Origin of the sequence: Mesorhizobium sp. M5C.F.Cr.IN.023.01.1.1 (assembly GCF_003997585.1) — a bacterium.
Taxonomy (GTDB): Bacteria; Pseudomonadota; Alphaproteobacteria; order Rhizobiales; family Rhizobiaceae; genus Mesorhizobium; species Mesorhizobium wenxiniae.
Window position 1 is genome coordinate 21,034 of sequence record NZ_RZSU01000062.1, and the last position, 18,867, is coordinate 39,900.

Here is an 18,867-nt window from a genome sequence, read left to right on the forward strand (position 1 = left end):
GAGCTACCAATGCAGACCGGAACCAACCCCGAATTCGTCGACCTTGATCGCCGTCGCCTCCTGGCAGTGGGAGCCGCAGCCGTGGCGATGGCGCAGCTGGCGGCGGCGCGGCCGGCAAGATCGCAAGGCGCATCGTCCAAAACCTCGTTCGCAGCCCTGAAGCAGGTGAATGCCGGCCTGATCAGCGTCGGTTATGCAGAACAAGGTCCCGCGGACGGACCCGCAGTCATTCTGCTGCACGGCTGGCCTTACGACATACACAGCTACGTCGATGTCGCGTCTCTGCTTGCCGACGCCGGCTACCGCGTCCTTGTTCCGCATCTTCGCGGATACGGGACGACCCGCTTCCTTTCGGAAGCCACATTCCGCAACGGCCAGCAAGCCGCGCTCGGCGTCGATCTCGTCGACTTCATGGACGCGCTGGGCATCGAGAAGGCGATCCTCGGCGGCTACGACTGGGGCGCGCGCACCGCTAATGTCGTTGCGGCTCTCTGGCCGGAGCGTTGCAAGGCCATGGTTTCGGTCAGCGGCTACCTGATCGGCAGCCAGGCGGCCAACAAGGCGCCGCTTCCGCCGCAGGCTGAACTGCAATGGTGGTACCAGTTCTACTTCGCCACCGATCGGGGTCGCGCGGGATATGCGAAAAACACCGATGAGTTCGCCAAGCTGATCTGGAGGCTAGCCTCGCCGCGCTGGAATTTCGACGACGCGACCTTCGTGAGGAGCGCCGCGGCCTTCCGCAATCCGGATCACGTCGACATCGTCATCCACAATTACCGCTGGCGGCTCGGCCTTGCCGACGGCGAGCGTCGTTATGACGAGATGGAGGAAAAGCTCGCCAAGGGACCTATGATTGGCGTTCCAACCATCACGCTCGAGGGCGACGCCAATGGCGCGCCTCATCCCGATCCGGCCAATTACAAAGGCAAGTTCTCCAGCAAGTACGAACACCGGCTTGTGTCGGGCGGCATTGGCCACGACCTGCCGCAGGAAGCACCGGAGGCATTCGCCAAGGCCATTGTCGACGTCGACAGCTTCTAAGCGCAAGGGAGAGAGAAAGATGAACCGCTATCTGGCGATTGCAGCCGTCGCCGCCTTGTCCGCGGCACTTGCGATCACATGCGTGGCGATTGACCGGGCCGGCGCCCAGGAGACGTCGCGGGCGTCGCCGATCTACGGCGTGACCTTGCCGGATGGATACCGCGGCTGGGAGCTCATCGCGCCGGCGCTGGAAGGCGACCCACTGAACGAGCTTCGTGCCGTCGTCGGAAATGCCGTCGCGCTGGACGCCTACAAGAAGGGCACGCTGCCTTTCCCGGACGGCAGCGTCCTTGTGAAACTTGCCTGGAAACGCACCGAGTCAGCCGAGTTCGAATCCGCCTCCGTGCCAGGCACGGCTACGACGGTGCAGGTGATGGTCAAGGATTCGAAACGGTACGCTTCGAGCGGCGGTTGGGGGTTTGGCCGATTCATAGACGGCAAGCCTGCCGATCTGGCGCAGCACGAGACTTGTTTCGCCTGCCATGAAGCTCGCGTTCAGAATCACGACTACGTCTTCACACGCTACGCACCCTAACAAAATGCGCGGACAGAACAGCTAAGGCGCACGGCAGCCGAAAGGACAGGAAAAGGCCATGTCACAGAGATGGTTCATAACCGGAGCTTCGCGAGGCATTGGCCGAGCCTTGGCGAATACAGTCCTCGCTGCAGGACATCGCCTCATAGCGACTGCCCGCGATCCCGGGCATCTGCCGGACCTTGCGGATCGGTACGGCGAAGCAGTCAGGATTGCTCGCCTCGATGTGACAGATCCCGTCGCTGCCCAGGCAGCCGTGCAATTGGCGGTCGACGCATTCGGCGGGCTCGACGTCGTCGTCGACAATGCCGGCTACGGCAACGTCAATTCGATCGAAGACACAGAGCTGGAGGATTTTCGCAGGCAGATCGAGACAAACCTGTTCGGCACCATCATTGTGTCCAAGGCCGCCATACCGATCATGCGCGAGCAGCGCAGCGGCCACATCATCCAGTTTTCATCCATCGGCGGCCGCGTCGGTGCTCCGGGGCGAGCGCCTTACTCGGCGGCGAAATGGGCGGTCGAGGGGTTTTCCGAATCCCTGGCGCGCGAGATGGCCCTCATTGGCGTGAAGGTTACGGTCATTGAACCCGGCGGGTTCCGCACGGATTTTGCTGGTTTATCCACTAAGCTGGAGGAAGGGAGTGCCGAGTACGACCGAGTGGTCGGCGAGACGGCGCGCATGCAGCGAGAATATCACGGACGGCAACCTGGCGATCCACATCGGGCGGCGCAGGCGATCCTGGCCGTTGCTTCCATGGATGAACCGCCGTTCCGTTTGCCTCTCGGCAGCGATGCGCTGAAGATCTTGATCGAGGCAGACCTCCGGCGGCTGGAAGAGCTGGAACGCTGGCGCGAGCTGAGTGCTTCCACCGACTTTCCTCGCGATGGAACGGACGACCGGCCGGGCTCGCAGCCTGCGTCGTCGCCGTTCCTCGCGCTGAACTCCACCCACTAATTTCCATCCAAAACGAAAGGATCACAAAATGAAAACCTTGCTTGCCGCACTGGCCATCATTGCCGCCATTTTGGGCAGCGCACAGGCGCAATCCGGAAGGCCCACTGTCGTCCTGGTGCACGGCGCGTTTGCCGATGCATCGAGCTGGAACGGCGTCGTCGGCATCCTCGAGAAAGACGGCTACCCTGTCGTGGCCGCCGCCAATCCCCTGCGTGGCGTCAAGAATGATGGCGACTACATCGCCGCCCTCATTTCCAGCATAGGGTCGCCTGTCGTCCTCGTCGGCCATTCTTACGGAGGCTCGGTAATCAGCGAGGCCGCTGCCGGCCAGGAGAATGTGAAGGCGCTGGTCTACGTTGCCGCCTTCGCACCGGAGGTCGGCGAAACTGCCGCGGAACTGTCCGGCAAGTATCCTGGCAGTTCGCTTGGCCCGACGCTCGCCAAGCCGGTCGCATTGTCCGCAGGCGGCTCGGATCTCTACATCCAGCAGGACAAGTTTCACGACCAGTTTGCTGCCGATGTTCCGGCCGGCCAAGCGAGGCTGATGGCCGCGACGCAGCGTCCGATCACCGAAGCAGCACTGAACGAAGCTCAGGCCAATGCGGCCTGGAAAGCCATACCCAGTTGGTTCATCTACGGCGACGCCGACAAGAACATTCCGCCACGGGTCGCTGAGTTCATGGCTGAGCGCGCCCATGCGCGCAAAGCCGTCACCGTCAAAGGCGCCTCCCACGTTGTGATGGTGTCGCATCCCTCAGCCGTGGCGGAGTTGATCGAGCAAGCCGCTGGCGAGATTGCGCCGTGAAGCTGGGCTTCTCGCAGCGAACCACCAGAACCCGGTAGCGCCTTCGAATACGCCCGTGATTCCTGGCGTAGCAAAGCAATGTTACAGGCCGCTCGTGAGTTCGGCCTGGACCGTCAGCGGAACGGATGCGGAGACCCCGCGCGTGTGAACAAGCGTTGACATTGCAACCATGTCGCTCGGTCCGGCGGACTGTGCGCAACGCTTTCTCGACAGCATTCCGGGGTCTTCGCAGATGCCATCAATTACATTGTCCCGCCTTAGCGCGGCGACGCCCGAAGGGCGTCTCATGCTTTCCGACGCGAGTATCAGCTTTGGCCCCGAGCGGGCCGGGCTCGTGGGTAGAAACGGCGTCGGCAAGACTACGTTGCTGAGACTCATTTCGAATGAAATTCAGCCGATCTCCGGTGACCTACCTATTAACGGCACCGTAGGGCTCATGAAGCAAATGGTCCAGATCGCGGACCATGCGATGGTCGCGGATTTGTTCGGAGCCACGGATACCCTGGCGATGCTGCGCCGTGCTGAAACCGGGAAAGCGAGTATCGAGGAACTCGCGGAAACAGATTGGACGATCGAGGAACGTTTGGCCGGCGCGTTGGCGCGCGTCGGCTTGGACACACCGCCTGAAACCCGCCTGGTCAAGCTTTCCGGTGGCCAGCGTACCCGAGCCAGCCTGGCGGCGGCAGTTTTCCAGGAGCCCGACTTTTTGTTGCTGGACGAGCCTACGAATAACCTGGATGACGTTGGAAGGCAGGCGGTGCACGCGATCCACTCAAGCTGGCGCAGGGGCGCGATTGTCGTGAGTCACGACCGTGACATTCTGGAGGAGATGGACGCAATCATCGAACTGACTTCGCTCGGGATGGCACGCTACGGCGGAAACTGGTCTCATTACCGCGAACGAAAGGCTGTCGAGCTGGCGACCGCGCAGCAGGACCTGGCGCAGGCCGAAAGAAGGGTGGCGCAAGTCAATCGCCGATCACAAATGGCGGCGGAGCGGAAATCCCGCCGCGATGCTACCGGGAAGCGCAAGGGTTCACAACGCGACATGCCGCGAATTCTCGCTGGCGCCCGCAAGGACCGGGCCGAGACCAGTGGCGGCGAGGGCGCCAGGCTGGCGGAGCGGCTGCGCGTGCAAGCTCGGGAGGCTGCGACTTCGGCCCGCGCTTGCGTTGAAGCTCAGCAGATGCTTTCTATCGTTCTGCCGCCAACCGGGCTGGCTGAAAACCGTACTTTGCTGACGCTGAAGAATGTCTATGCAGGCTACAGCGCCGAGCGGCCCATTACATGCGCTCTCCTACACGATGGTCGGGCCGAGGCGTCTGGCCGTGTTGGGACGGGATGGCTCGGGCAAGACGACGCTGCTGAAGCTTATCCACGGCCAAATCGAGCCCATCAGTGGGGCGGTATCGGTCCACGTCCGTTCGGGGATGCTGGATCAGAGCGTCACCATACTCGACAAGCAACTGTCGGTTCTTGAGAATTTCATACTTCCCAACCCGGGTTCGAGCGACAATGCGTGCCGGGCAGCGCTCGCGGGATTTCTTTTCAGGGCGGACGCGGCCCATCAAAAAGTCGGTGAACTAAGCGGCGGCAGCCACCGCAACTGCTCATTCTCGACGAGCCAACCAATCATCTGGACCTGGAATCGATCGACGCAATCGAAGCTGCGCTGACGGCTCGATGGCGCGCTGGTCGTGGTCCGTCACGATGAGCGGTTTCTGACCAACATCGGCATCGACCAACGCCTGGTAATTTCACCCGTCAAATAGGCGCTGGGCAGTTTACGGCGCGATCGCTTTCGGGACGGACTGGCGGCAGTACTGCCGCTGCGGCCGGGTTTCCGGACGCAGCGTATTGCGGCCTGTTGCTCACGCTAGCGCATATTGCGGGCGGATTCGTACAGGAACCAGTTGCGGCGTTCGGTCTCGTCGATCCACACCTCGATCAGGCTGGTCGATGCGACGTCGCTGTAGACATCGCAGACAGTGTGCGCGGCACGCAGGAAACCGGCCAGTCTGCGGTTGTCCTCGGCCAGTTCAGCAAGCATGTCTTGCGGCGTGACGTATTCCGCGTCGTTGTCCAGCAGGCGCTGGATACGAGCAATTTGACCGACCGAGCGGAGCGTGGTGCCACCCACTTTGCGCACGCGCTCGGCCAGCGCATCAGTCATCGCGAATATCTGATCGGCCTGCTCGTCCAGCATGAGGTGATAGTCGCCGAAATGCGGCCCCGACATGTGCCAGTGAAAATTCTTGGTCTTCAGGTAGAGCGCGAAGACGTCGGCGAGCACTCCGGTGAGGGCGGCGGGTATCTCGGTCGTCGCCTGCGTTCCAAGATCGGTCGGCGTATGGAGGGGTGCGGTCTTGCGGGTGTGAAGTGAAAGCTGGGCCATTGACGGACTCTCCTCGTGGCAAGCGGCCAGCCGTTTTGATGGTGGCCAATCCAGGAAGGATAGGAGTCGGGCAACGCCGCCGAAATCGCCCGCAGGGATTGCGGCCTTATACCTGAGTGCGGTACGCCACCGCCCGCTCTAACCCCAACGTATGATTTCCGCAGCGTTCGTCTCGACATAGCGTGCATCGCCACGCGAAGCAGCCTAGAGGACGACATGTCGGGGATCGATACAAACGATGCAACCAAGCAGGGTGAAGCCTCGCAGGTTTTGATGGCCAGGATACTGGCCGTGGCGGGTCACGATTTGAAGCAACCAGTGACCGTCGCCATGCTGTCGATAGGGCGCGCGGTCGATGAGGGAGTCCCGGCTGCCGCCGCTTACCGGCTGCGTATCGCTCTCGATGCCTTGAAGCGCCTCGCAGGCGAACTGACCGACCTTGCGCGACTGTCACAGATAAGCGACTCGCTCACACCAAAACGCAAAGCGGTACAGGTGTCGGAGATACTGGCGCGCGCCGAGAGGGAATGGCGTGCCTACGCAGAGGTATGTGGTATCGACCTCCAGGTTGGCACGTCGGAACTCTTCGTGCAAACCGATCCAGATATGCTGCAATCGATCATTCGAAACCTTGTCTGGAACGCGCTGAAGTACTGCGGTCCGGGAGGCCACGTCCGCGTGAGCTGTAGGCCCGATCGCAACCGGGTCCGCATCGAGGTCGAGGACGACGGCTGTGGCATTCCGGCCGCACGGCTCGACGGCATCTTCAATGCCTTCGAGCGGGGCGAGCAGGCCGGCCGATCCGACGGGCTCGGCCTTGGACTGACGATCGTGCGTGAAACCGCCAACCTGCTGCGACACCCGATCTGCGTCCGGTCGGTCGAGAACGAGGGATCGGTCTTTTCCGTCGAGTTGCCGCTTCACGTCTCCGAAATGGCCTGCTAGGCGGCAGTGATGCCACTTTGAGGGACATTTCCGCATGCAGCGCATTCGTGAGATCGCATGAGCAACAGCGCCTACCGCCTCGCCGCCCTCCTATTGGCGCTGGGCATCTTCCTGTTCGACGTGCTCTCGCCGCTCGAGGGGGCAATCGCAGTGCTTTATGTGCTTGTCGTCCTCGTTGCCGCCCGAACCTTGCGGCGGGTCGACGTCCTGGTCGCGGCTGCCGGCACGATCGTGCTGACGCTGCTGGCCTACGCCATTTCTCACGGCCTAGAGGACTTCGGTTCGCCCGCCTTGCGCGCGACTGTCAGCCTGGCGGCGATCGCCATCGCAACGGTGCTGGCGCTCCAGAGCCAAGCCGCCACGGCAACTCTAGCTGCACAGGCCCGACTGCTGAATCTTTCGCACGATATGATCTTTGTTCGCGATATCCGCGGCGTCATCACCTTTTGGAACGACGCTGCCGCGGAGGTCTATGGCTGGTCCGCAGACGAGGCTATTGGTCGGGTGGCGGACGAGTTGCTCGGCACAAAGTATCCGGCGGATCGGGCGGTAGTCGAAGCCGCGCTGCTCAAAAACGGACGATGGGAAGGGCTGTTGGAGCAGAGGACGCGGACCGGCGCGCGACTCGTGCTGGACAGCCGTTGGGCGATGCAGCGGGATCGCTTCGGAAACAATGTTGGGGTCTTGGAAACGCACACCGACATAACGGAGCGGCAGGCAGCCCATGCCGCGCTGGTCAGGAGCGAACGGCGCTACCGGCGCATGTTCGATTCAAGCCGAATCGGGGTTATCGAAGAAGACTGGAGCGCGGTTAGGACCGAGCTTGCGAACCTCGCAGAGGCAGGGACCTCGATTTCCGACCATCTCGCCGCCAACCCCGACTTCTACGCGCGTGCCAGACGGCTCATCAAGATCTTGGATGTCAACGCAGCACTCCTGTCTATGGTTTCAGCACATGATCGCATGCAACTCTTGACCACGCTGGATGACGTCCTCGGCGCAGCCGACACGACGTTTGCCGGCGCGCTCGTTGCGTTTGCTCGCGGCGACGCCTTCTACGAGGGAGAGACGGAGATGGTCTCCAGCGATGGGAAATCCTTCCCGGTTCTGTTCACCATCACGTTTCCCTCTTCGCCTGACGACGGCGGCAAGGCTCTGGTTTATGTAATGGACATCACGGAGCGCAAGCGCGCCCAGGACGCTATCCAGCAGGCACAGGCGGAACTCGCCCACGCCGCGCGCGTGGCCACCCTCGGTGAACTGACGGCGTCGATTGCGCACGAGGTCAGTCAGCCGCTCATGGCTGTGGTCACGAACGGCGAGGCAGGGATGCGTTGGCTCCGACGCGAACCGCCCGAGTTCAATGAGGTGGAGATAGCGCTGGGGCGTGTTGTCGCTGAAGGGCGAAGGGCAAGCGATATCGTGAAGCGCATCAGAGCTTTCCTGATGAAAGCGCCGTCACATCGCGACGAACTGGCCTTGTCGGCATTGCTTGAAGACGCTGCGGCGCTCGTCCAGCGTGAGCTTGCGAAAGTCAACGTGCAGCTCAAGATTGAACTCCAACCTCACCTTCCGAACATACGCGGTGACCGTGTCCAGTTGCAGCAAGTCCTCGTCAACCTCATGATCAATGCGGCGCACGCCATGGCGGGGCAGCGCGGCGCGCGCATGCAATTCATAACGGCGGCCAAAACCGAGGTAAACGACATCGAGATCATCGTGCGAGACACCGGGCCGGGAATACCACATGAGCATCTCCAGCGGCTCTTCGAACCGTTCTTCACGACAAAGCCGGATGGCATGGGAATGGGCCTCGCAATATGCAAGACAACGGTCGAGGCGCATGGTGGGCGAATGACAGTTGAAAGTCTGCCGGGGCAGGGGGCAACATTCCGCGTGACACTTCCGTCCGGCGATGCATTCGCGGCTGCATGAACAGGGCGACTTCCATGAAAACTGCTTCATCTCCTATTGAGCCATCTCCCTTTGTTGCCGTCGTCGATGACGATCCGAGCGTACGCGACGCGCTGGACAGCCTGTTCCGTTCGGTTGGGATGTCGACCTATTTGTTCGGCAACCCGAACGAGATGATTCAAGCCGTCCTTCCCAAATCGCCGGGCTGCCTGATCCTGGATGTGCGTCTGCCGGGCGTCAGCGGCCTGGACTTCCAGTCGCAGATGGCGAGACACGGCATCGAACTGCCCGTGGTCTTCATGACCGGCCACGGCGATATTCCGATGACGGTACGCGCCATGAAGGCCGGCGCCGTCGATTTCCTGTCAAAGCCGTTTCGCGATCAGGACATGCTGGACGCGGTAAGCGGCGCGATCGAGCGGGATCGGCTCAGGAGGATCGAGCGCGCAGATAACGAGAGCCTTCGCGCGGAATACGAAACGCTGACGCCACGGGAACGTGAGGTGATGGGCCATGTCGTCGCCGGCCTAATGAACAAGCAGGTGGCTGGCGTGATCGGCCTTTCAGAAATCACGGTGAAGATTCATCGCGGCAATGTCATGCGCAAGATGGGCGTCCGCACGCTCGCGGACCTTGTTCGCAAGGCAGAGGCGCTGGGTATTTCAGGTCACTGACGAGCGCAGTGCAAACCTCCGTATGATTTTCTTTCGGTCAGATGTCCTTCATGCAGATCGTAGCGCGTTGGCGACACGTTGCCGTGTGTAACCGATAAACATGGGCCTGCCTGATTATGTCGAAGATTCCCACGATCGCCATCGTCGATGATGACGAGGGTGTTCGAGCCTCGCTTGCCAGCTTGGTTAGATCGCTGGGATACGACGTGCGCAGCTACTCGTCGGCGCTTGAGTTTCTCGACGACAAAATAGCCGACGATCCTGGCTGCATGATAACCGACATCCAGATGCCTGGCATGTCAGGCGACGAACTTCAGACGGAGCTGATGGCTAGGGGCCGGATTTTTCCAATGATCTTCATGACCGCATATCCTAGCGAGGCAACGCGGATCAGGGTGATGTCAGCGGGCGCTCACGCCTTTCTGGACAAACCGGTTCATGCTGATGCGATTGCAGACTGCCTGAAACAAGTTTCGCGAAACTAGGCGTTCTGGTCGCGCGGTTCCAACGACGCACGCGAAGACGCCGCAAAATCACCGCACATCCCAAACTCAAAGGTCGCCAACCGGTCAGGTCGAGACTCCCCATGCAACACGTCAGCTTTTGCCATCTCGAAGTCCCGAAGTTGCCGGTCCGCCCTCGGCCCGATCGAGCGCGACCTTGCTTGTCGGAGAGCGTTGTCAATGGCACCGGCGGTGAGGCCGTGAGGCCATCGATGCCGATTCCGACCGCTGTCTTGCGATAGACTGATACAACCTCACCCGCACCCGGCAAACTCCTGCGACAAGCTCGGCATATGGTTCCGTATCGACCGGCGCTGTTGCTTGCTGGCGTCGCCTTCAAAAATGGAGCTCGAAAATGCGTCATTTGTCCGGTTCGGAGAGTCAGCCTTACGTGTCGGATCGCCTTGCGGCGGTTAGCAATGTTCCGACACAGTTTCTGGTGAGCGCAGGCATGGCGGCCACGATCCTCGCCGCTGCCTCGGTTGCCGATTTTATGCCGAAGAGAGGCGAAGCGGTCGGCTTTGTGGATGCCCAGAAGACCGCCTCGGTTGTTCGCGTGACGGAGCAAAACGCTGCGACTCCCGGTTCATGCCATCGGATCACAGACCTCAATTTGACCCTTCGTGCTGTGACGGCTGACGAGCGGAAATGAAGTTGCCTGGCGCAATAAGAGGTCTGACCAAAGTCGCATAAGGTGCAGCCAAGAACGGTTGCTAAAACTCAATCTAGCGCTACCGAGACCCTTCCAATGTGAGACTGAAGCACCGATCCTTCGCGGCGTAGGTTCATTCCCAAGCCCGACGGCCGACTACGCCCGCTCGGCCTGGCGGCGCTGGAGGACAAGATTGTCCAGCGCGCGCTGAGCGAGGTGCTGAACGCGATCTACGAGGAAGACTTCCTCGGGTTCTCGTACGGGTTCCGGCCGGAGCGCAGCCAGCATGATGTGCTGGACGCACTTGCGGTCGGGATCGAGCGGGCACGGGTGAACTGGGTGCTGGACGCCGACATCGCCGGGTTCTTCGATGCGGTCAGTCACGACTGGCTGATCCGCTTCGTCGAGCACCGCATCGGCGACCGGCGGGTGATCCATCTGATCCGCAAATGGCTGAAGGCCGGGGTGATGGAGGATGCCGTGGAGACGCCGAGCGAGGCGGGCACACCGCAAGGCGCGGTGATTTCGCCGCTGCTGGCGAACATCTATCGCCCCTACGTCTTCGACCTGTGGGCACATCGTTGGCGACGCCGCCACGCCCGCGGTAAGGTCATCCTCGTGCGCTATGCCGACGACATCGTCGCCGGCTTCGAGCACAAGGCCGACGCCGAGCGGTTCCTGGCGGACCTGCACAAGAGGCTGGCGGGGTTTGCGCTGGCGCTGCATCCGGACAAGACGCGCCTGATCGAGTTCGGCCGCTTTGCGGCGGCCAACCGCGAAAGGGCCGGCCTTGGCAAGCCGGAGACGTTCAATTTCCTGGGGTTCACGCAGGCCAAACTGCGTGCGCTCAGGCAGAACTCCCGCGGCGCCGGCACCAAGCGATCCCCGACCAGGGGCGATGGCTCAAAAGGGTCGTCATCGGCTGGTACAACTACCATGCCGTCCCGACCAACGGCCCCGCCCTCGGCGCCTTCCGCGACCGCGTGACCGAACTCTGGTTCCGGGCGTTGCGGGGACGCAGCCAGAAAGATCGGACCAAATGGGATCGCATCCGGCGGATCGCTGGCCAGTGGCTGCCGAAACCGCGCATCCTCCACCCATGGCCCAGCGCGCGCTTCGCCGTCACTCTTCCAAGGTCCAAGGTGGGAGCCGGATGCCTTAATCGGGCCCGTCCGGTTCTGTGCGGGGGGCGCTCAGCAATGAGCGTCCCTACCGCGATTGCACTATTTTTTTGCTGCTCACCGGCCGCCCGATTTCGACATCGGCGGCGCGGCAATGCAAGTCGAGCTGAGCAAAACTTGGCAAAATGTGCACTGTCACCGTAATTCCCTGTGTTCGGCTCCGGGAGCCACGCGGCCGACTACGGCGAGGCTGAGGCCGAGTATGAGCGGCTGATCGACGACGACTTCGGCCCTCCATTTAGCCCGACGGGCGGCTGAAGCGGCGGCCCATGGAACGCTATGAGGCTGCAAACATTTATCCCCGAGATCCGCGCGTTCACCTCAGTCGGTTTCGAGACCTTCGCGAGCATAAAGGATCCAGGATCGATAAAGCTGATTGAGCCCAGGCGGCGAAGCCATTGATGGCTCGAGAGCAGTCCTTGCGCCTACGATTGGCGTTTTGCCGCCGCGCCAGTCCGCGAAAGGGCCAGCCATGGCGGCAAAGCAGCGCAGTAAAGCCCCGATCCCCAAATACCCGCTCTGGATCACTCTGCCCTATACGCTTTTTGTCGCCGTGCTCACGCCGGTATACTGGTTGCGATACGGCCCCGGCAATTTCCTGTGGTTCTCCGATATTGCGCTCTTTGCCGTGCTGATCGCGTTGTGGACCGGCAGCCGACTCCTCTATTCGATGATGGCAGTCGGCGTTCTGCCGCTCGAGTTCGCCTGGTTGGCGGACTTCGTGACCGGCGGCAAGCTGACCGGGCTCGCTGCCTACATGTTCGATCCAAGGGAGCCCGCATATGCGAGGGCGCTGTCCGGCTTTCATTTGTTCATGCCGGTCGTCATTATTTTCATGCTGATCCGGCAAGGCTACGACCGCCGCGCGTTCAAAGCGCAGACCGCTCTCGCCTGGGTGGTACTGGCTGCAAGTTACTGGTTCACCCGGCCCGACGAGAACATCAACTGGGTGCACGGGTTTGGTCCGGAGCGGCAGAAGATCTTGCCGCCACGCATGTATCTAGGCCTGTACATGGTGCTCCTGCCCCTGGTCGCCTACTTGCCGGTCCATCTCGTGTTGAAACGGCTGTTCCGGCCGTAGGCGGCCATGCGGAGACGACCGGCGAATTCCAATGCGCTGCGCGACCGGCCGAGGAGGTAGCGCCGATGCAAGCAGGCGAGGGAGCGCAGCGCCAGACACCAGATCTGCGGCCTTTCGGTTCGAGTTGGGGTAGCTCGGCGCCTCATCGGCTCGGCATCTTAGTCCAGCTATTTCGAGGCTGGAAAGACCCTTGGGCGATGCGTGCGGCAAAAGGCGGTAACGACGTGCGAATGGAATGGTTGGCGCGACCGATCGAGCATGCCGCCACGGCAAGTAAGCTGGTGCGAAACCAGCATCTGTGACTTCTGCTGAGCCGGAATTACGACCCGAGACGACTTAGGTGAGCTGCGGCGTGGACGACCGCTTTGCGCCGCGTGTCGGCCATAGAGGGTGCCCTGCCACTGCCCGAAAGCAGACATCACCGACGGCAAGGCTGTAGGTCGACGTTGCGCCATTTCAGGACATTCGTGGCGTTTCCCCAAACCTGCCGTTCGCGGTTCGGCAGGCTTATGTAGGAATGCGTTCGCTCTTCGTCCCTTGCCCGCCGCGACCAGTTCAATTTCGCGCAGCGAGCGTCCGCAAAGTCCAGCAAGGCAGTCAGGCATAGCATTGGCAGAAATGACGGCTCCCCACCGATGCGGACGCCGGCTGAATTTGGGTGGGGCTATTCAGCGTCTGTTCAGGTCGCGAATGAAACGATCGCCGTTACGAACCGCTTGTGGGGTACGCTGATGCTGAAAGGCCTTTTGCTTGCTATTGCGGTTGCCTTGATCGCCTCGCCCGCGCACTATCCAATGGGCACACGGAGGCCTTATCCGGCTTGACCAAGCTGCAGTCGTGATGCTCTTGGCAAGCGGGAAAATCAAACGGGCTTGTTCAGTGAGTGCAGCAAAGTTCCCCTTAGCGCGTCTATCTGTGCGCGAAGATCACCGATGCAAAGCCGTGTATTACTGTGGTCCAGCTAGACCGACCCTCAGCGAATGCTTCTCGCGTCACACCGTCGACGGATCCGTTCTCAAGCTCAAGATTCGGCCTCTGGCCGTGTCGGCTTGACCATCTCGCCGAGGTCCGGCTCTCCACAGCGTGCCAAGATCGCTTGGCGTGCTGCGTCTCGAAGACGCAATGCCGATTCAAAATCGGTTCCTGAAGGCACGATGGGGGCGCCGATCTCGATTGTGACCGGCGTCCATCGGGGAAACCATTGGTCACCGCGCAGCATGGATCGCGTTCCACGGATGATGCCGGGCAATACCGGCAGGTTGGCATCCACCGCGACCTTGAAAGCCCCGAGATAAAAGGCGGAGAGTCCCGGTCTGCGCGTGAACGTGCCTTCGGGGAAGAAAACGAGAATGCGTTCTTGCCGGGCGGCCTTGGTTAAGATTTCGGCGTCGGAAACGCTGCCGGTAACATCATAGCGCTCGACAAACAGTGTACCTAACCGGCGCAGGAAGGGCCCGGCAAAGACCTGTCCTGCCAGCTCCTTCTTGGCCACGAAAGCTGGTTCTCCTGGCAGACCCGCAGCCAAGACCAAGGCGTCCATGTAGCTCGAATGGTTGAATGCGAGTATCGCGTTGCGGCGGGAGATGTGCTCGATGCCGCTCGCCGTGATGGTCACGCCGGCGAGGGCGAGCGCGGCATGGGCGATCATCCTCACCGCGGCCCAGCGCCAGTCGAGGCGCGGAAGAAGCATCACCGCCAGCCATGCCAGCAGGAGGCTGCAGGCCACGACGATCCACCACCATCCGGCGTAGAGAACGTCGGCGAGAAGCCGGCGCAGCCGCTTCAGTCGCGGGCCCGCTCCCGCAAGCGACAGCCGCAAGACTTGCCACCAGAGCGAGCGTTGCGGCGCTCCGAATGTCCCGCGGATTTTCCCGCTGGATGTCTTCGGCACGGCTCGCGGCGGCGCGAGGACCACATCGTCGGGAGGCGTCCCGGCGATATCCGTGGCGACCTCATGAGCACGCTTTTGCAACTCCGCGCGGGCGGATTCGTCGGTCTCGCGTGTTTCCGCCACGACGACCACACGCTCCGTTCCGGTGGATCGATCGGTGGCGCCGAACACGACGACGCCTCCCTTGCGCACGCCGGGAATGCCCGCGACAGCCTCTTCGACCTCTTGCGGGTAGATGTGACGCCCGGCGCGGATGATGATGTCCTTTACCCGGCCGGTGATGTAGACATCGCCGCTCACCACGTATGCCCTGTCTCCGCTGTCGAGCCAGCCATCGCGGAACAGCTCGCGTGTCTTGGCGTCGTTCCGGAAATAGCCGGAGGTCGCCGACGGGCCGCGGAATTCGAGCCGGCCTTCCTGACGGTCGCCAACTTCGCGGCCGGTCCCATCGACGATGCGGATTTCATGGCCTGGCAGCGGATGACCGCAGGCGACGATTTCGAGCCGCTTCGGATCGTCGGGGCCGGCCGGTGTGGCGACGCCACGGCCGGTCAGCGCAGTACGATCCACGCGATCGATGATCGGCAAGCGGCCCGGCGGGGGAAAGGCCAGCCCCACCGTGTTCTCGGCCAGGCCGTAGACCGGCGCCATGGCTCCCGGCTTGAAGCCATGATGCTCAAATCTTTCAATGAACCGACGCAGCGTCTGAACACTGACCGGCTCCGCCCCGTTTGCGACCATGCGGAGCGAGCTTAGATCAAGTCCTTCGAGATCGGCGTCGTCTATCTTGTTCAGACAGAACTCAAATCCGAAGTTCGGGGAAGCGGACAAGGTGGCGCGAAAACGGTGCATGGCCCAGAGCCAGCTCTCCGGGCGCACGAGAAAGCTCAATGGCGACATCGCATAAAGCGGCGCGCCAAAATGAAGGCATCCCAACCAAGCGCCGATCAGGCCCATGTCGTGATAGAGCGGCAGCCAGCTGACAAAGACGTCAGCCGAGCTCGCCTCCATCACCGCACCCATGGCTCGCACGTTGGCGAGCAGGTTGGCGTGGCTCAGCACAACGCCTTTCGGATCTCCAGTGCTGCCCGACGTGTATTGTATCAGCGCGGTCGAGCGGTCGTCCGTGACCGGCGGCAGCTGTGTGGCTGTGGGTTCGGTGCTTAGGCTTGTGACGTTCTCGACGCTGTCCAGGGATTCGACCTGTCCGCGCAGCAGCGCTGCAGGACCCATTCCTTCCGGCATTGTGACGAGAATGCGGGCTCCGGCATTGCGCAAGATGCCGGCCTGGCGACGCAGATGGTCCTCGATCTGCGACAGCCGCATCGGCGGATAGATCGGCACCGGCACGGCTCCGGCGTAGAGAATGCCGAAGAATGCGGAGAAAAAATCGAGGCTCGTGGGCAGCATCAAAGCGACACGATCGCCCGGCTCGACATTGCGGCGGATCAACCCGGCCGCGACGGCGCGAGCCGATTCCGCCAGTTCCGCGTAAGTCATTGCACCCAATGCCGTTGTGTCGTCCTGCAGGACCGTCAGGTGCAGGCGATCAGGATGCTGCGCTACGTGCCAGTCGAGAACCTCGACGAGCGTCCCGGCCTCGGTGGCTGCCGGAACGGGAGGAAGGTCGGAGGGCGCCTGCACCGTGCGGGCAGGACCTGGTCGGGCGCCGGCATGTTCGAGAGCATTGATCAGATCGCCGATCGTGTCCGCCTCGCCGACTATCTGAGTAGGCAGCCGCACCCGGAACGCGCGCTCGATCCGCAGAATCAGCTCCGTCCGACCAAGGCTGTCGATGCCGAGATCCCTTTCGATCCGGCTTGACGGCGAGATGTCGATCGCATTCGCATGTTGTGGCTGAAGCTTGTTCACGAACTCGCGCACAACGGCGATCAGGTCGCCCTCACTTGATCTCTTGTCATCGGTCGTCGTGGCAACCATCTCGTGCCCGTTTCCAAGCCACAATGCTAACGGCTTCAGGCAGTTGGACGTTGACGCGATCAAGCGTACGGTCAGAGCAATCTGCGCTTGGCATTGATGCGGATTGAAGCCGTTGGCGGGCGGCAGCCATTGTGTTTTAACTATAGCGTTCTGGCAGCTTAGCAACGGCCGGGAGCTAGTAAATTAATCAGGTTCAGGCTATGGCTCCGGCAACTCGCTCGGCGGAACGATGGGCGTCGTGCCTGCCTCGGGCGGGAGCCTTTCGACTTCTTGGTCGTGTGAAGGCGGTCTGAGTACGCCGTTGCACCGAATCCGTATCCGGAGTGAGGCACGTTCAGAACAACCTGCGGATACAGAGCAAGGCTGGTGTTCTCATGGGCGCCGGACACAGCACCGATGACACGCCGGGAGGTTCGACCGGCGGTGGCAATACCCCAACGATATTCTGATGCGGAGCGTGCAGGCGAGGGACGCCACCGGAACCCTATCGCGGTGCGCGGCATTCCATCTATGATGGAGGAACGGGAGGCGTTTTTTTTCATGAGCCTGCGTACTTTCCGCCGCGACACCATCACCAGGCCTATATTCAAGTGGGCCTCGCGCGCCACACCGCCAATCTCCGGGACCGAGCGGGACGCGATCGAAGCCGGCACAGTGTGGTGGGACGGCGAGCTCTTCACCGGCAATCCCGACTGGAACAAGCTTCTCGCCATGCCGCCCGCGAAACTGTCCGCGGAGGAGCAGGCCTTCATGGATGGGCCGGTGCGCGAACTCTGCGCCATGGTCAACGACTGGAACGTCAACTGGGAGGACCGCGACCTGCCGCGTGAGGTCTGGGATTTCCTGCGCGAGAAGAAATTCTTCGGCATGATCATACCGAAGAAATATGGCGGCCTCGGCTTTTCCAATACCGCGCATTCGGAAGTCGTCCGCACCGTCTCCTCCTGCAGCGTGGTGGCGGGCGTGACGGTGATGGTGCCGAATTCGCTGGGTCCCGGCGAATTGCTGATGCATTTCGGCACCGACGAGCAACGGGATTACTGGTTGCCCAGGCTTGCCGACGGGCGCGAAATCCCCTGTTTCGCCCTGACTTCGCCGGATGCCGGCTCGGATGCGGCGGCGATGACCGACACCGGCATTGTCGAATATGGTGAGTGGGAGGGCGAGAAGATTCTGGGCATCAGGCTCAACTTCCATAAGCGCTACATCACGCTCGGACCGATCGCCACGGTCGTGGGCCTCGCGTTCAAGATGTACGACCCGGAAAATCATCTGGGCCGTGGAGCGGAACTCGGCATCACGGTTGCGCTCCTGCCGACTTCGACGCCGGGCGTGACCCATGGCGAGCGGCACATTCCGCAATTCACCCATTTCCAGAACGGTCCGCTCTACGGGAAGGACGTGTTTTTGCCGCTCGACCTGATCCTCGGCGGCGAGAAGCAGATCGGCGAAGGCTGGAAGATGCTGATGACCGCACTTGCCGCCGGCCGCGGCATTTCGCTGCCCTCCCAGTCGGCGGCCGCCGCCGCCATATGCGCGCGCGCCACGGGAGCCTATGCGCGGGTCAGGACCCAGTTCGATGTGCCGATCGGCATGTTCGAGGGCATCCGGAAGCCGCTCGCCGACCTCGCTGCGAATATCTACCTGATCGATGCCGCAAGGCGGCTCACCATCGCCGCCCTCGACGAGCGACACAGGCCATCGGTGATCTCGGCCATCATAAAATTCCACGCCACCGAACACATGCGCGAGTCCGTCGAGAAGGCGATGGACATTCACGGCGGCAAGTCGATCATCGACGGCCCGAGAAATTATCTTGGCAGCCAGTACAGGTCGGCCCCGATCGGCATTACGGTCGAGGGCGCCAATATCCTCACGCGCAACCTGATGATCTTCGGGCAGGGCGCGGTCCGCTCGCATCCGTACATGCTGAAGGAGATGCTGGCGCTGGCCGACGAGGACGAGAAGAAGGGCCTGGACGCCTTCGACAAGGCAATCTGGCGCCATCTCGGTCATGCGTTCGCCACCGCCGGACGGGCCTTCGTGCGCGGCTGGTCGGGCGGGCGCATCGGGCCGGCCCCGGATGGCGCGGCGATGCCCGGCTACTGGAAACAGCTTTCGCGTCATGCCGCGGCCTTCGCACTGCTCGCCGATTTCGCGCTGCTGACGCTGGGCGGCGCGCTCAAGCGCAAGGAGATGATTTCGGCCAGGCTGGGCGATGTCCTGGCGGAACTCTACCTGCTCGGCGCGGTTCTCAAGCGCTTCGAGACGGAGGGGCGGCGGGAAGAAGACCGGCCGATCGTCGCCTATGTGATGCGCCAGGGCCAGGGCCGTATGGCGGCCGCTTTTGC

14 protein-coding genes and 1 pseudogene are annotated in these 18,867 nt (G+C 62.1%); 13 read left to right on the forward strand and 2 right to left on the reverse strand.

The window, feature by feature from the left end; all coding sequences use genetic code 11:
- The first annotated feature begins 9 nt into the window (after nucleotides 1-9).
- From EOA78_RS22585 to EOA78_RS22605, 5 genes and pseudogenes are all read left to right on the forward strand, one after another.
- Nucleotides 10-1,041, forward strand: a complete 1,032-nt coding sequence (locus EOA78_RS22585; RefSeq protein ID WP_127317042.1) for an alpha/beta hydrolase — start codon at nucleotides 10-12, stop codon at nucleotides 1,039-1,041.
- A gap of 19 nt (nucleotides 1,042-1,060) precedes the next feature.
- A complete protein-coding gene (locus EOA78_RS22590; protein ID WP_127317043.1) occupies nucleotides 1,061-1,576 on the forward strand; it encodes a cytochrome P460 family protein in 516 nt (171 codons plus the stop codon).
- 58 nt (nucleotides 1,577-1,634) lie between these two features.
- The gene (locus tag EOA78_RS22595) at nucleotides 1,635-2,534 is read left to right on the forward strand and encodes an oxidoreductase (protein WP_127317044.1); all 900 of its coding nucleotides are present in this window, start codon (nucleotides 1,635-1,637) and stop codon (nucleotides 2,532-2,534) included.
- Between the two features lie 28 nt (nucleotides 2,535-2,562).
- On the forward strand, nucleotides 2,563-3,339 hold the full coding sequence (locus tag EOA78_RS22600) for an alpha/beta hydrolase (protein ID WP_127317045.1): 777 nt from the start codon (nucleotides 2,563-2,565) through the stop codon (nucleotides 3,337-3,339).
- Between the two features lie 232 nt (nucleotides 3,340-3,571).
- Nucleotides 3,572-5,111: pseudogene (locus EOA78_RS22605) on the forward strand (ABC-F family ATP-binding cassette domain-containing protein).
- Between the two features lie 104 nt (nucleotides 5,112-5,215).
- On the opposite strand, the gene EOA78_RS22610 reads toward EOA78_RS22605, so the two are convergent.
- Nucleotides 5,216-5,734, reverse strand: coding sequence for a DNA starvation/stationary phase protection protein (locus tag EOA78_RS22610; RefSeq protein WP_127317046.1), 519 nt, complete (start codon nucleotides 5,732-5,734; stop codon nucleotides 5,216-5,218).
- Between the two features lie 216 nt (nucleotides 5,735-5,950).
- Between EOA78_RS22610 and EOA78_RS22615 the strand changes: the two genes are divergently transcribed.
- From EOA78_RS22615 to EOA78_RS22645, 7 genes are all read left to right on the forward strand, one after another.
- Nucleotides 5,951-6,679 carry a HAMP domain-containing sensor histidine kinase gene (locus EOA78_RS22615; RefSeq protein ID WP_127317047.1) on the forward strand — a complete coding sequence of 243 codons (729 nt, stop codon included), beginning with the start codon at nucleotides 5,951-5,953 and terminating at the stop codon, nucleotides 6,677-6,679.
- Nucleotides 6,680-6,868: 189 nt separating this feature from the next.
- Nucleotides 6,869-8,614 (forward strand): ATP-binding protein, encoded by a 1,746-nt coding sequence (locus tag EOA78_RS22620; RefSeq protein ID WP_245477656.1) that lies wholly within the window; start codon nucleotides 6,869-6,871, stop codon nucleotides 8,612-8,614.
- Nucleotides 8,611-9,267: a response regulator transcription factor gene (locus tag EOA78_RS22625; protein WP_245477658.1), complete on the forward strand. Its 657-nt coding sequence runs from the start codon at nucleotides 8,611-8,613 to the stop codon at nucleotides 9,265-9,267. The genes EOA78_RS22620 and EOA78_RS22625 overlap by 4 nt, the downstream gene beginning before the upstream one ends.
- A 116-nt stretch (nucleotides 9,268-9,383) precedes the next feature.
- On the forward strand, nucleotides 9,384-9,752 hold the full coding sequence (locus EOA78_RS22630; RefSeq protein ID WP_127317049.1) for a response regulator: 369 nt from the start codon (nucleotides 9,384-9,386) through the stop codon (nucleotides 9,750-9,752).
- A 373-nt stretch (nucleotides 9,753-10,125) separates the two neighbouring features.
- Entirely contained in the window at nucleotides 10,126-10,422 is a 297-nt protein-coding gene (locus tag EOA78_RS22635; RefSeq protein WP_127317050.1) for a hypothetical protein, read from the forward strand.
- Nucleotides 10,423-10,614: 192 nt separating this feature from the next.
- Nucleotides 10,615-11,409, forward strand: coding sequence for a reverse transcriptase domain-containing protein (locus EOA78_RS22640; protein ID WP_348628498.1), 795 nt, complete (start codon nucleotides 10,615-10,617; stop codon nucleotides 11,407-11,409).
- Nucleotides 11,410-12,075: 666 nt separating this feature from the next.
- On the forward strand, nucleotides 12,076-12,684 hold the full coding sequence (locus EOA78_RS22645; RefSeq protein WP_206533479.1) for a hypothetical protein: 609 nt from the start codon (nucleotides 12,076-12,078) through the stop codon (nucleotides 12,682-12,684).
- A gap of 1,021 nt (nucleotides 12,685-13,705) precedes the next feature.
- Here the strand turns inward: EOA78_RS22645 and EOA78_RS22650 are convergent.
- Nucleotides 13,706-16,516 carry an AMP-binding protein gene (locus tag EOA78_RS22650; protein WP_127317051.1) on the reverse strand — a complete coding sequence of 937 codons (2,811 nt, stop codon included), beginning with the start codon at nucleotides 16,514-16,516 and terminating at the stop codon, nucleotides 13,706-13,708.
- Nucleotides 16,517-17,056: 540 nt separating this feature from the next.
- On the opposite strand from EOA78_RS22650, the gene EOA78_RS22655 reads away from it, so the two are divergent.
- Nucleotides 17,057-18,867, forward strand: a 1,811-nt coding sequence (locus EOA78_RS22655) for an acyl-CoA dehydrogenase (protein ID WP_164783883.1), incomplete at its 3' end; no start/stop codon positions are given.

Coding starts and splice junctions, on each gene's coding strand:
- EOA78_RS22585 (WP_127317042.1), top strand. CDS start 10: ATGCAGACCGGAACCAACCCCGAATTCGTCGACCTTGATCGCCGTCGC.
- EOA78_RS22590 (WP_127317043.1), top strand. CDS start 1,061: ATGAACCGCTATCTGGCGATTGCAGCCGTCGCCGCCTTGTCCGCGGCA.
- EOA78_RS22595 (WP_127317044.1), top strand. CDS start 1,635: ATGTCACAGAGATGGTTCATAACCGGAGCTTCGCGAGGCATTGGCCGA.
- EOA78_RS22600 (WP_127317045.1), top strand. CDS start 2,563: ATGAAAACCTTGCTTGCCGCACTGGCCATCATTGCCGCCATTTTGGGC.
- EOA78_RS22610 (WP_127317046.1), bottom strand. CDS start 5,734: ATGGCCCAGCTTTCACTTCACACCCGCAAGACCGCACCCCTCCATACG.
- EOA78_RS22615 (WP_127317047.1), top strand. CDS start 5,951: ATGTCGGGGATCGATACAAACGATGCAACCAAGCAGGGTGAAGCCTCG.
- EOA78_RS22625 (WP_245477658.1), top strand. CDS start 8,611: ATGAACAGGGCGACTTCCATGAAAACTGCTTCATCTCCTATTGAGCCA.
- EOA78_RS22630 (WP_127317049.1), top strand. CDS start 9,384: ATGTCGAAGATTCCCACGATCGCCATCGTCGATGATGACGAGGGTGTT.
- EOA78_RS22635 (WP_127317050.1), top strand. CDS start 10,126: ATGCGTCATTTGTCCGGTTCGGAGAGTCAGCCTTACGTGTCGGATCGC.
- EOA78_RS22645 (WP_206533479.1), top strand. CDS start 12,076: ATGGCGGCAAAGCAGCGCAGTAAAGCCCCGATCCCCAAATACCCGCTC.
- EOA78_RS22650 (WP_127317051.1), bottom strand. CDS start 16,516: ATGGTTGCCACGACGACCGATGACAAGAGATCAAGTGAGGGCGACCTG.